This window comes from Flavobacterium xizangense, assembly GCF_054075145.1.
Window position 1 is genome coordinate 88,547 of sequence record NZ_JBSIPG010000006.1, and the last position, 14,059, is coordinate 102,605.

The 14,059-nt window shown below is 32.8% G+C and carries 10 protein-coding genes; 8 read left to right on the forward strand and 2 right to left on the reverse strand.

The window, feature by feature from the left end; translation table 11 throughout:
• The first annotated feature begins 134 nt into the window (after positions 1-134).
• Positions 135-572, forward strand: coding sequence for a GNAT family N-acetyltransferase (locus tag ACWA1B_RS15055; RefSeq protein ID WP_456908257.1), 438 nt, complete (start codon positions 135-137; stop codon positions 570-572).
• Between the two features lies 1 nt (position 573).
• Entirely contained in the window at positions 574-2,166 is a 1,593-nt protein-coding gene (locus ACWA1B_RS15060; protein ID WP_456908259.1) for a L,D-transpeptidase family protein, read from the forward strand.
• Here ACWA1B_RS15060 and ACWA1B_RS15065 read toward each other — a convergent pair.
• Positions 2,155-2,877, reverse strand: a complete 723-nt coding sequence (locus tag ACWA1B_RS15065; protein WP_456908261.1) for a murein L,D-transpeptidase catalytic domain family protein — start codon at positions 2,875-2,877, stop codon at positions 2,155-2,157. The two genes, ACWA1B_RS15060 and ACWA1B_RS15065, sit on opposite strands and share 12 nt — an antisense overlap.
• A 324-nt stretch (positions 2,878-3,201) precedes the next feature.
• Between ACWA1B_RS15065 and ACWA1B_RS15070 the strand changes: the two genes are divergently transcribed.
• Positions 3,202-5,631: a DUF5916 domain-containing protein gene (locus ACWA1B_RS15070; protein WP_456908263.1), complete on the forward strand. Its 2,430-nt coding sequence runs from the start codon at positions 3,202-3,204 to the stop codon at positions 5,629-5,631.
• 139 nt (positions 5,632-5,770) lie between these two features.
• The gene (gene gpmI, locus ACWA1B_RS15075; protein WP_456908265.1) at positions 5,771-7,288 is read left to right on the forward strand and encodes a 2,3-bisphosphoglycerate-independent phosphoglycerate mutase; all 1,518 of its coding nucleotides are present in this window, start codon (positions 5,771-5,773) and stop codon (positions 7,286-7,288) included.
• Positions 7,289-7,442: 154 nt separating this feature from the next.
• Here the strand turns inward: gpmI and ACWA1B_RS15080 are convergent, their stop codons facing one another.
• Positions 7,443-8,696 carry a DUF445 domain-containing protein gene (locus ACWA1B_RS15080; protein WP_456908267.1) on the reverse strand — a complete coding sequence of 418 codons (1,254 nt, stop codon included), beginning with the start codon at positions 8,694-8,696 and terminating at the stop codon, positions 7,443-7,445.
• Positions 8,697-8,914: 218 nt separating this feature from the next.
• Between ACWA1B_RS15080 and map the strand changes: the two genes are divergently transcribed.
• The 4 genes from map (at position 8,915) to ACWA1B_RS15100 (ending at position 14,040) form a co-directional block, all read left to right on the forward strand.
• Positions 8,915-9,733, forward strand: a complete 819-nt coding sequence (map, locus tag ACWA1B_RS15085) for a type I methionyl aminopeptidase (protein ID WP_456908269.1) — start codon at positions 8,915-8,917, stop codon at positions 9,731-9,733.
• Positions 9,734-9,803: 70 nt separating this feature from the next.
• Positions 9,804-10,208: a GxxExxY protein gene (locus tag ACWA1B_RS15090; protein WP_456908271.1), complete on the forward strand. Its 405-nt coding sequence runs from the start codon at positions 9,804-9,806 to the stop codon at positions 10,206-10,208.
• Between the two features lie 40 nt (positions 10,209-10,248).
• Positions 10,249-11,022 carry a class I SAM-dependent methyltransferase gene (locus ACWA1B_RS15095; protein WP_426486325.1) on the forward strand — a complete coding sequence of 258 codons (774 nt, stop codon included), beginning with the start codon at positions 10,249-10,251 and terminating at the stop codon, positions 11,020-11,022.
• Positions 11,023-11,136: 114 nt separating this feature from the next.
• Positions 11,137-14,040 carry a DEAD/DEAH box helicase gene (locus ACWA1B_RS15100; protein WP_456908273.1) on the forward strand — a complete coding sequence of 968 codons (2,904 nt, stop codon included), beginning with the start codon at positions 11,137-11,139 and terminating at the stop codon, positions 14,038-14,040.
• Positions 14,041-14,059: the final 19 nt, after the last annotated feature.

A 14,059-nucleotide genomic window follows, 5' to 3' on the forward strand; every position in this document is an offset into this window, starting at 1 on the left:
TTGGTGGTGCAAATATAAAAAGAAAGTTAAGTTCAAAACAAGCTTTTTGGCAAAAAAAATCAATAAAAATCAACAATAATTTATAACCCATTTAAAATTAAAAAGTTATAAATTCAAAAAAATTAAAAAAAATCATGACTATTATTAAAGAAATCCCATCAAAAGAAACTTATGTTGTTCGTCAACCTGTTTTAAGAGCAGGAAAACCTATAGAAAGTTGCATCTTTGAAGGCGATGATTTAGAGACAACACATCATTTTGGCTTATTTGAAAACAATAATTTAACAGGAATAATTTCATTATTTTCACAAATCAATCCTATATTTGCCGAAAAAAATCAGGCTCAAATTCGTGGGATGGCCGTTTTAGAAACACATCAGAAAAAGGGATTTGGAGAAGCTTTAGTTAAACATTGCGAAATCTACTGCAATGAAAACAAAGTTGATGTAATTTGGTTTAACGCAAGAACCGCCGCCGTTGGCTTTTATAAAAAAATGAATTATCAGACTCTGGGTGAGGCGTTTGATATTAAAGATGTTGGCGAACATTATTTGATGTATAAAAAATTATAAAATGAAGAAACTTTACTTTTTTTTTGCAATATGTATATTTATCGGTTGTAAAAAAGATGAGCCGAAAATTATTCCTATTGTCAAAAAAAAGGCTCCAGCAATTATTCTTACAGATGAAAGATCAGTTGAAATTGATACAGCAATAATTGGTTCTTATAAAAGTGAAACGCTTAAACAATTTTATAGTTCATCTGAAAATAAAACAGTTTGGGGAAATCTAAAAAAAAGATCCTACGTTTTATCGCAGTTACAAAATTCGGACAAACTAGGCTTAGATCCAGAAGATTACAAAGCTTCTCAACTACAAAAATTTGAAAAAAGAATTAGCCTGCTTAATGATACCGAATTAGCAACTTATGATATTTTACTGACTTATAATTTTGAAAAATATCTAAATCATCTTTTCAAGGGAAAGTTAGATCCTAAGAAATTATATACGGATTGGGATTTGGACGAAAAAACTCTTGACGTGAATGATGTTCTTATTAAAGCTTTCAACAAAAACAAATTAGATAGTATTGTAGATAACATTCAGCCAAAATCAGAAACTTATAAAGAATTACTTAAAGCGCTAGAAATCATTGATACTTTTCCAGATGACAATATCGAAAAGATAACTACTGATTCTTTGACAAAAAAAATAAGTTTAAATGAGAGCAATCCTGCGCTAATCAACATCAAAAAAAGACTGCTGTTTTGGGGAGACATGACTGGAAAAGACAGTTTAACCACCATTTACAACGGAAAAACATTTGAGTCAATCAAAAAATTCCAGGAGCGACATGGCTTGGCTCCTGACGGAGTTATTGGGCAAGGAACAATCCGTGCACTAAATTATTCCAAAGAAAAAAGAAAACAACAAATCATTGCCAATTTAGAACGTTGGAGATGGTTTACCACCGATTTTGCTGAAAATTATTTCATAATTAATATTCCAGATTACAGTCTAAATGTTGTTGAAAATCAAGATACAACTTTAGTTCGAAATATCGTAGTTGGAACCAGCAAAAGAAAAACACCTATTATTACCTCAACTTTAAAAACGGTTGTTTTTAATCCCACATGGACGGTTCCTCCAACTATTTTAAAAGAAGATGTTGTTCCTGCGATGAAAAAAAACAGAAATTATTTAGCGAATAAAAATATCACCATTTATGATACCGCTGGACATATTGTCGAACCAACTGCATGGAACGAAAACAAACCTAACAATTATCGATACGTGCAAAGTCCCGGCTACACAAATTCGCTGGGCGTTATGAAAATTTTATTTCCAAATCATCATAGCGTTTATTTGCATGACACCAATCATCGAAATTATTTTGGCAGAAGCAACCGTTCTTTAAGTTCCGGCTGTGTTCGTATAGAAAATCCACTAGAACTAGCTCAACATATTTTAAACGATACGGCACGATTTTCAAAAGTGAAAATTGATACTATAATTGCTTCTAAAAAAACCATGAGCTTCAAAATCACAAAAAAGTATGCTTTGTATCAATGGTACTGGACCGCTTGGAGCAAAAAAAATCAGCTCATTTTCAGAGCTGATATTTATAATCTGGATTCGGATTTGTATACTAAATTAAGAAATTAGCTTTTCTTCCATCGAGAAACTTCTTGATGGGTGATAAATATACAAACACGATTTACCTTTTATTGTTTTAATTATTTCATCTGTCAATTCAAAAGGAATTGCAGGACAGCCTTGACTTCTGCCTAATCTTTTGTGCGCTTTTATAAAAGATTCCGATACATAGTCAGCGCCATGCATTACTACACCTCTTTCACGGGCATTGCTGTTAAAGCCTCTTTCTAATCCGTCTAAACGAAGTGAAGCGCCATGTTTTCCTTGATAAATTTCGCCCGTGGCATAAAAACCTAGACTGCTTTTATAAGACGAATTATTATTTGAAAATGAAGAAGCAAATTCTTCCCCCGTATTTCTTCCGTGAGCTACTAACGATTGAAACAAAATAGTATTAGTAGACAAATCAATCACCCAAAGGCGTTTACTATTTGATGACATACTAAAATCGATCAACGTTAAAATATCTTTTTGAATTACTCCTCTTTCTTTCAAAAGATAAAATCCTTTCAAAGCTTCAGAAAAAGTTTTAAGTTCTGGCAACTGAAAATGATTTGTATTTAAATTATCATACACATTTTCAATCTTAGCATCAACTGTAAGTGTCGCAACTTTAGCAATATTTTTTGTTGCTGCAGTTTTAATTTCGATAGTGTTTTTTGAATCTTTACCAAAAGACAACAGGAAAAACACAAGCAAGGGATAAATTTTGTAAATCATTGAATTTCTTTAGGTTAATACTTAAATTTGGGTAGAGCAAAAATAGAAAAAAATTATAGCGATTGAAACTCAACACAATAAATCAGTGCTTTTTTACTGAAATTTTAACAGAATAATAGTAAAAAATTTGCATTTAAGCCGAAAAACTGATTTTTTTTGTAAGATATTTACCACTTGAAAAGTCTAAATGTTTTTGATCCTTTTTCTTAAAGAAAATACAACTAAACATTATTTTTGGCAATTAAAACTGTAACAATTAAAACAAACCGAAGTCTATTACTGCAGTAATACCATTTTGCTCATTTTATTTCCTATTATAATTTCATGAAAAAATTAGTTTTTTTAAGTCTTCTTCTATCCACTTTTTGGAGTTATAGCCAAAAGAAAGTTCTTCAGGCTCAATCTACTGTGGAGTCCATTTCAATTGACGGAAAACTAGATGAAGCTGCTTGGGAAAATGCACCAATTGCAACAAATTTTATCATGTTTGAGCCGGATAATGGCAAACCAATTCCCGAAGGAAAAAAAACAGAGATTAAAGTTCTTTATAATAATGACGCTATTTATATAGGCGCCATGATGTATGACGATGAGCCAAATAAAATTTTAAAAGAAATATCACAGCGCGATAATTTTGGAACTGCTGATATTTTTGGAGTTTTTGTAAATGGCTTTAATGACGGTCAGCAAAATTTTGAGTTTTTCGTTTCAGCTGCTGATGTTCAGGGCGATTGCATTATGACGGACGCAATTGGAGAAGACTATTCTTGGGATGCTGTCTGGCTAAGTAAAGCCCATATTACAGACAAAGGCTGGATTGTCGAAATTAAACTTCCATATGCGGCGCTTCGTTTTTCTGCAGAAAACAAACAAACTTGGGGAATCAACTTTTTTAGAGAAGTAAAACGTGAACGCAAGAAATATACCTGGAATTTAATTGATACCAAAATTGGAACTTTTACCCAACAAAATGGAGAGTTGGCCGGAATTGAAAACATCAAACCTCCTACTCGATTGTTCTTTTTGCCGTATGCTTCTTATTATTTAAACGCAGCCGACGGCCAAAAAACATACGGCCAAATGAAAGGCGGTATGGACATTAAATACGGAATTAATGATGCTTTTACACTTGACGCCATTTTGATTCCAGATTTTGGTCAAACAAAGTATGACGATCGAATCTTAAATTTGAGTCCGTTTGAACAGCAATTCAATGAGAATCGTGCTTTTTTTACAGAAGGAACCGACTTGTTCAAAAAAGGAAATATCTTTTATTCTCGAAGAATTGGAGGAAGTCCTTCAATTGATCCCGATTTAAATGATAATGAAAAAATCATTGAAAATGTTCAAAACGTTAATCTTATTAATGCTTTGAAAGTTTCAGGAAGAACTAAAGGAGGATTAGGAATTGGCGTTTTAAATGCTGTTACCGAAAAAACATACGCGACAATAAAAGATACGATTTCAAACGCTACAAGAACCGCAATTGTTGAACCTTTGACTAATTATAATGTTTTGGTTCTTGATCAGCGTTTTCGAAAAAACTCATCCGTTACTTTTATAAATACAAATGTTACCCGAAATGCCCACTATAGAGATGCGAACGTAACCGGTCTGGCTTGGGATTTAAACACAAAAGCAAACACCTACAGCTTATACGGAAATGCAAAATACAGCCATATCAATATGGAAGAAGATAAAAATGGTATTTATACAACAATTGGTTTTGCTGAAACAAGCGGAAAATATCGTTACAGTGTTGGTTCTGATTTTGTGACGAAAGGCTATGACCCTAATGATCTTGGAATCAATTTTTATACTAATTATTACAACTTTTATGGAAATGCCAATTATAGAATTCTAAATCCAACGAAGCTTTTCAATAGTTTTAGAATCAACTATAATATGTACGCCGAATTTAACAAAGAATCTGGACTAATTCAAGACAACAGCATTAATGCGAATGTAAACCTGACAACAGTAAAAAACCATTATTTTGGTATGGGATTCACGGTTTATCCAATGCAATCACATGATTATTATGAACCCCGAGCTGATAACCGATATGTAATTATTCCAAGAAAATTTGAATCTTGGGCAAGTCTTTCGACTAATTACAATAATAAATTTGCGTTAGACTTAAATCCTTCTATTTCAATTGCCGACGAACCTGGAAGAATGGCTTACGGAGTTGATGTAGGTCCGAGATATCGTTTTAATGACAAATTATTGTTGACCTATTATTTCAGCTTTTTCAGAAAAAACAATAACAAAGGATATATTGACAATGTTGATGGAGATGACAATGAAAGTACGCCAGACAATATTGTTTTTGCTAATCGAAATGTAGTTACTTATTCTAATACACTCGGCGGAAAATACGCTTTAAACAGTACAATGACTTTTAATTTATCGGTTAGACAATATTGGTCGTATGCCGAAAATTTAGATATTTTACAATTGGAGCAAGATGGTACTTTAACTCCTTATCCTGAATATACTGATAACAAAAATTCAAGTTTTTATTCTTGGAATGCTGATCTATCCTATTCATGGTGGTTTGCTCCCGGAAGTCAGGTTTCTGTGTTATATCGCAATAATGCCGACAATTTTGAACGCATTATCGACAAGCAATTCAAAGATAACGTAACGGCCTTGCTAAATAATGACGCTTTAAAACATGTTTTTTCAGTAAGTGTCAAATACTTTATTGACTATAATGCTGTCAAAAATAAGATCAGAAAAAGAGCTTAGCGTGAATTAATTTTAAAAAAAAAGTCCTTCTTTAATTAAATTATTATTTTTTAATACGCTTCATTTTATTAAATATAAATGTATCGCGGTCTTCTTGCAAAGTATAGAAATGACTTATCTTTGTAGAAAACAAAAAGTAATGAACAAAAAAGTTATCCTTATGATTTTAGATGGTTGGGGAAAATCTCCTGACCCTAAAGTATCTGCAATAGACAATGCAAATGTTCCTTTTATAAACAGTCTTTACAAAAATTACCCAAGCGCTCAATTAAGAACTGACGGATTGAATGTTGGTTTGCCTGAAGGACAAATGGGAAACAGTGAAGTTGGCCACATGAATCTTGGTGCCGGCAGAATTGTATATCAGGATTTAGCCAAAATAAATTTAGCTGTAGCACACAAAACACTTGCGAAAGAACAAGTTTTGATTGATGCTTTTACTTATGCTAAAGAAAACAATAAAAAAGTACACTTTTTAGGATTAGTTTCTGACGGAGGTGTCCACTCTCATACTTCTCATTTACGCGGTTTAATTGATGCTTCACAAGAATATGGTTTAGATCAGGTTTATGTTCACGCTTTTACAGATGGACGTGATGTTGACCCAAAATCTGGAGCAAAATACATTCATGATTTGGATGAATATATTAAAGATACTCCGGTAAAAATCGCTTCAATCGTTGGTCGTTACTATGCAATGGATCGCGACAAACGTTGGGAACGTGTAAAATTAGCTTACGATTTAGTTGTAAACGGAGTTGGAACTCCATCAACAAACGCTGTTGCTAGCGTTTTGGACAGCTATGCAAAAGACGTGACAGATGAGTTTATCGAACCTGTTGTTATAGTTGATGAAAATGCCAAACCTCTTTCTACGATTGTTGAAGGTGATGTTGTAATTTTCTTTAACTTTAGAACAGACAGAGGACGTGAACTTACTGAAGCACTTTCGCAACAGGATTTCCACGAACAAAATATGCATAAACTAAACCTATATTATGTAACATTGACGAACTACGATGAAACGTACCAAAACGTAAAAGTGGTTTACAATAAAGATAATATTACAGAAACACTTGGTGAAGTTTTAGAAAAAGCAGGTAAAAAACAAATCAGAATTGCTGAAACGGAGAAATATCCACACGTGACATTTTTCTTTTCTGGCGGTAGAGAAACTCCTTTTGAAGGCGAATCAAGAATTTTGAGAAATTCTCCAAAAGTTGCTACTTACGATTTACAACCAGAAATGAGCGCTTACGAATTGGCAGATGCACTTGTTCCTGAATTGAACAAAGGCGAAGTTGATTTTGTTTGTTTAAACTTTGCAAACGGAGACATGGTGGGACACACCGGAATCATGGAAGCCGCAATTAAAGCTTGTGAAGCGGTTGACGCTTGCGCTAAAAAAGTGATTGACGCTGCTCTTGCAAACAATTACACTACAATTGTAATTGCCGATCACGGAAACTGCGAAACGATGATCAATCCCGATGGAAGTCCAAATACAGCACACACAACAAATCCAGTGCCGATTATTTTAGTTGACAAAGAATTGAAAAACATTCAAAATGGTGTTTTAGGTGATATCGCTCCTACTATTTTAGAATTGATGGGAGTTCAACAACCAAATGCAATGACTTGTCATTCCCTTCTGTAATCTCTTAAACCATATAAGTGATATAAGTTCATTTAAACAGAACTTAAAAAAATCTCGCAAAGACGCGAAGCCGCAAAGAAATTAAAACTTTGCGTCTCTGCGACTTTGCGAGAATTATTTTATAAAGAAATTAAAGCTTTGGAAATTTTCGGTGCTAAACTGATAGTAAGTGATACAACTGCTCAACGCCATAAATAACAAGTCCAATAACTCCTCCTACTAAAGTTCCATTGATTCTGATGTATTGAAGATCCTTGCCGATTTCTAATTCTAATTTTTCAGAAACTTCTTTTCCATCCCAGCTTTTTACGGTTGATGAAATTAAATCTCCTATTACTTTTTTATTGTTTAAAAGAATCGACAATAAATCATTTTTGATGAAATTATTGATTTTGTCAATCATGATTGGATCTTCTTTAATTCCGTTTCCGAAAGTCTGAATTAAGTTTGAAATACTGTTTTTAATTGAAGAATCGTCCCCCTTATCTAAATCATTGGTTATTGAAAGTTTTATTTCATCCCAAATGCCATTGATGTAATCCTGAACTTCTTTTTTTCCAACAAATCCCAAAATCATATCGTTGATTTTAACTCTCATTTCTTCAGAGTTTTTCACCTTTTCCAGAAAGTTAAAAATATATTCATCAATCTTTAAACGCACCGCACTTTCAGGTTTTTTGGCTTCATTTAAAAAATCCTGAAGACCATTAAAAACACCTTCGGTAATACTTTTATCTGCTAATCCGAAACTTAAAAGCGGTGTTGAAGCTTTTACTTTTTGTCTGATCAAATCTTTATTATTAGTCAATTCACTGCTCATCACTTCAAGAAGATTCGCCAGCATTTGATTTTTTAATTCTCCTTTTTGCAAAGGTTCTAAAGCAACTGCAACCCAATTTCCAAAATTAATCCCTTCCATTTTTTCTTTGAACTGCACTTGGATAAACCGCTTGACATCTTCATCTTTTATCGTTCTTAAAATACCGGGAATAATATTTACTGCCACTACATTGGCTATTTTATTTGCATTTTCTTCTTGTGAAAGCCAATCTGAAGCTTTGGTTGCAAAATTGAATTCATCGAGTTTAATTTCTAATTTTTCCCGATTCAGGAATTCTTCCGAAACAAAATTTCCAAGATTCTCTCCAATTTCATTTTTCTTAGTCGGAATAATAGCGGTATGCCAAATCGGAATTCCCATCGGATGACGAAAAAGCGCTACAACAGCAAACCAATCGGCAATTCCTCCAACCATTGCCGCTTCACTAAAAGCCTGCAACATCGGAATTTTAAAATAAATAGCAATTATAAAAAGAAGCACTGCGAAACCTAAAAGCGACAAAGCTGTTGCTTTCATTTTTTTTAATGCTTTTACTTTTTCCATATCCTGATCCGTCGAAATTTCCATGATTTTGACATTTTACTACTAATTTATGGCTTTTTTCTGAGATAATTGCTCGTTCTTGTACTTTAAACAGCCACGAATTCACGAATTTTTTTTAAAAATTAATTAATTGATTTGTAAAATATGCTTTTTAAAAAATTTGTTTTGAGATAATTCGTGAATTCGTGACGAAAAATTTTAATTAAAAATTGTACTTTTGCGAACTGAAAAATGGAAAAAATATGATTATCCAAAAAACTAGAGAGGAAATCGAATTAATGCGCGAAAGTGCTTTGATCGTATCTAAAACATTAGGAATGATTGCTTCTGAAATTAAAGAAGGAGTCACTACATTATATCTTGACAAATTAGCCGAAGAATTTATTCGTGATCACGGTGCAGTTCCAAGTTTCCTTGGATTGTACGATTTCCCGAATTCACTTTGCATGAGTCCAAATGCTCAGGTTGTTCACGGTATTCCTAATAATACGCCTCTAAAAAACGGTGATGTTATTTCTGTAGATTGTGGTGCTTTCAAAAATGGATATCACGGCGATCACGCATACAGTTTTGAGATCGGAGAAGTTGCTCCTGAAGTTAAAAAACTTCTTCAGGTAACGAAAGAATCTCTTTACGTTGGAATTAGAGAATTTAAAGCAGGAAATCGCGTTGAAGATGTTGGAAATGCGATTCAAAAATATACTGAAGCTCACGGTTACGGAGTAGTTCGTGAATTGGTTGGACATGGTGTTGGGCAAAAAATGCACGAAGAACCAGAAATGCCAAACTACGGAAAACGCGGGCGCGGAAAGCTTTTTGTTGAAGGAATGGTTGTAGCAATTGAGCCAATGATCAACATGGGAACCAAAAACATCAAACAACTTAAAGACGGCTGGACAATCTTGACTGCTGACGGAAAACCTAGTGCACATTTTGAGCATGACGTTGCCTTAGTTGATGGAAAACCAGAATTATTATCGACTTTTCAATACATCTACAAAGCTTTAGGAATCGAAAGCAATGAAGAAGATGAATTTAGAAAAGTGCCATTGGTTTTATAGTTATTTCACAGAGATTCACAAAGATATACGCCAAGATTCACAAAATTAATTTATTTTACAAGCCTTTTAGATGTTTGAAGAAAACAATGAATCCCGTAATAGATTAGATATAATTACATATAAAATTATTGGTTTAGCGATTGATGTTCACAAACAACTTGGTCCTGGTTTATTGGAATCAGCTTATCAAGAATGTTTGTATTATGAAATAGTAAATGCCGGCTTGACCGTTGAAAGACAAAAAGTTTTACCAATTATTTATAAAGATATAAAACTCGATCATGGATATCGAATTGATTTATTAATTGAAAACACGATCGTAATTGAATTAAAAACTGTCGAAGCATTTACAGATGTTCATTATGCACAAATACTGACTTATTTGAAACTTGGAAATTATCCATTAGGATTACTTATTAATTTTGATTCAAAAATATTAAAAAACAACATAAAGAGATTTATAAATACTTTGTGAAGCTCCGTGCTAACTTTGTGTAACTCTGCGAAACAGCCCCATGAAAAAACTTTTCAAATTAGTACTTAATACAATCCCGCGTCCATTATTAATTCGTTTGAGTTATGTGGCACGCCCAATTTTAGCATTATCTTTAAAAGGAAGTAAATACACTGATCCTATCGACGGAAAAAGTTTTAGAGCTTTTCTGCCTTACGGATACGGAAAACAACGTAATAATGTGCTTTCGCCAAGTACCCTTTCTTTAGAGAGACACCGTTTGCTTTGGTTGTATTTAAACGATCAGACTGATTTTTTTACAGCACCTAAAAAAGTATTGCATTTTGCTCCGGAACAAGCTTTTTATAAAAGATTCCGCAAGCAAAAAAACTTAGACTACACTACAACCGATTTACTTTCGCCTTTGGCAGATGTAAAAGCAGATATTTGTAATTTGCCTTTCAAAGACAACGAATATGACGTTATTTTATGTAATCACGTTTTAGAGCACATTCCAGACGACACAAAAGCGATGCAGGAATTATATCGTGTTTTGAAACCAGGCGGAATGGCGATTTTACAGATTCCACAGGATTTATCACGCGAAGTTACTTTTGCAGATGACTCGATTACAGATCAAAAAGAGCGTGCTAAAATCTTCGGACAATACGACCATGTTCGTGTTTACGGACGTGATTATTTCGATAAATTAAGAAGTATTGGTTTTATTGTAATTGAAGAAGATTACACTAACAAAATTGCACCAGAATTAGTTGAAAAATACTGTCTGGCAAAAGGCGAAATTATTCCGCTTTGCTTTAAACAGGAAAACTAATTTTTTCACCATAGAAGTTCATTTACAAAGAGTTTTCAAATTATTGATATTTTGAAAACTCTTTATTTTTTTAGCCCAATTCTCAAAATACAAGCCTAACCAAATCCCTAAACCTTGGAACCTACAAAATCATTTCAGTTCTGTTTTGACATCAGTTTTGAAAAAAATCTGAATGCTTATATCCCAACTGCATATATTGTTGAAAACACCAGCGATATCAAATATCTGAACAAAAAAGCAACAAAAGCTATAATTGAAAGTTTCGGAATTGATTTCGAAAATTTAGACCCCAATTCAAAAAGAATTCTAAACATTTGCGAATCTTTAAAACCTGAATTTATTTTCAAAAAATTTGGAACAAAAATCAAATCAGCTAAAACAATTGCCGATTTGCAAAAAGATTCCAAAATTGATTTTGCCATTCGTCAGCATTTAAAAATCAATTTAAGTCCGTTTTACGATCTGATTGTAAAAGAGCAATTTCCTTTATCCATTAATTTAGGACCAGAAAAAGATTTTTATCGTTCAAGAGTTAGTGTAGAACCGTTGGATTTTGAGCCTCAAATTCAGTTTGATAAACACGCTGAAGGCATCACTTACACGCTTTCATTAAAAGAAAATGAAAATACTTTTTTACCAATGAACAAAAGTGCTGACATTCTTTTAGATGAACCAGGCTGGCTAATTATTGATAAAAAACTAGGGCAGTTAAAAGAATTAAATGCTAAAAAATTGACTCCATTTTTAAAGAAAAAATCAATTGAAATTCCTTCAAAATTGGTTGATGATTATTTTAAAAATTTCATTCCGGAAATTGCTAAAAAAATTGACATTGACGCCAATGGTTTTGATATCGAGCTTCGTGACCAAATCGTTTCCTGTACGATTCAGCCTGTTTTTGATTTCTTTAAAAACTGCTATTATCTCAATCTTTATTTTGATTATAACGGATATGTTTTTGACGCGAGCAAAACCAAAAAGATACATTCTTTTGTTGATTTTAGTGTAGCAAACGAACCGAAAATAATTCAGTTTAAACGAAGCTCAGATGAAAATTCATATACCGGCAAATTACTCGAAATTGGTTTAGAAAAAATCAAAAATGAGTTATTCGGATTGAAATCAGATACTGAAACTTCTGATCCTTATGTCAATATTCAGCTCATTATTGATAATAAGGAAAAACTGGAAAGCTTAGGTTTTACTATTCAAAATTTAAAACTTGAAAGCAAAGAAATCATTACAGAGAGCAACACGATTTCAATTGCAAAAGAAACAAAAGCAGATTGGTTCGACATTAAAATCATCATTACGATTGGTAATTATAAAATCAATTTCAGCGAAATTATTCCGAATATAAAAAGCAAAGAAAGACTTTTCCAATTACCTGACGGAAACTATTTTTTGATTCCGTTAGAATGGTTCAGCAAATATGGTTCTTTGGCAAAATTGGCCAAAACAGAAAATGGAGCAATACTTTTACGTAAAAGTAATTTCACAGCTTTGGACGGAATTTCAGAAATTGACAATGATTTAGACCAAATTCATCAAGCTGAATTTACGGCTTCAGATTTAATAAAAGCAACTTTAAGGCCATATCAAGTCGATGGAGTGAAATGGCTTTTGGGGCATTTTAATTCCAATATGGGAGCATGCCTCGCTGATGATATGGGACTTGGAAAAACTTTACAGACTTTATCAGTTTTGGTTTCGGTACAGGAACAATTAGGTTTTACAACCAAAACAACCAATTTTGATTTGTTTGCCAATGAAACTACGATTGAAAGAGAACCCCTTAAAGCTTTAATCGTTCTTCCTTCTTCATTGGTTTTTAACTGGTTTAATGAAGCTGGAAAGTTTACGCCACACTTTTCTAAAATGCAATATGTTGGCAATGACCGAAAATCATTAGCAAGCAGAATAAATTCAACCGATTTAATTTTTACAAGCTATAGTATCATTCATCGTGATATTTCTATTTTAGAAAAATACGATTTCCGTTATTTGATTTTGGACGAAAGTCAATACATCAAAAACAAAAATTCCAAGATTTTTAAAGCCATAAATAAAATCAGTACTGGGCATAAAATTGCTTTGAGTGGTACGCCGATCGAAAATTCGCTTGACGATTTATGGTCGCAAATGCAGTTTATCAATCCGGAGATCTTAGGAAGTTATGCTTTCTTTATTGAAAACTTCAAAAATCCTATTGAGAAAAAACAGAATGAAGAAGTTTTAGTAGAATTAAAAAACCTCATCGCTCCTTACATTTTAAGAAGAACCAAAGAACAGGTTTTAAAAGATTTACCAGAATTAACAGAGCAGATTTACTATTGTGATATGGATCCTGAACAAGAAAAATTATACGAGAAAGAAAAATCAAAAGCTCGTAATTTCTTGCTTAAAACACACTCAAGTCCAGATAAAATCAGCATTATCAATACTTTGATGAAGTTAAGACAATTGAGTAATCATCCAAAGATGGTCGATCAGGAATCTGAAATTGATTCAGGAAAATATATTGCCGTTACCAATTATCTTGAAAATTTAGTCAAAGCAAAACAAAAAGTAATCATCTTCAGTTCGTTTGTTACCAATTTAACTTTCTATACCGATTGGTGTAAAGAACATAAAATAGATTTTTGCGAAATTACAGGAGAGACTCCAGCAAGCAAAAGAGAACAAGAAGTAAAACGTTTTCAGGAAAAAGAAAATCCGTTGTTGTTTTTTATTTCGCTTAAAGCGGGAGGCGTTGGATTAAATATTACCAAAGCTTCTTATGTTTTATTTTTAGATCCTTGGTGGAATCCTTTTGCTGAAAAACAAGGTATTGGACGAGCGCACAGAATCGGGCAAATGAATAAAGTCAATGTGATCCGTTTTATTTCGAAGAATACCGTTGAGGAAAAAATCATCAAACTGCAGGAAAACAAAAAATTATTATCCGATTCTCTTTTAGAAGAAAGTTACATTAATGATGAAATTGAAGGCAATTTAGAATATATTTTAGGTTCTTAAGAGTTAAATCCAATAGATT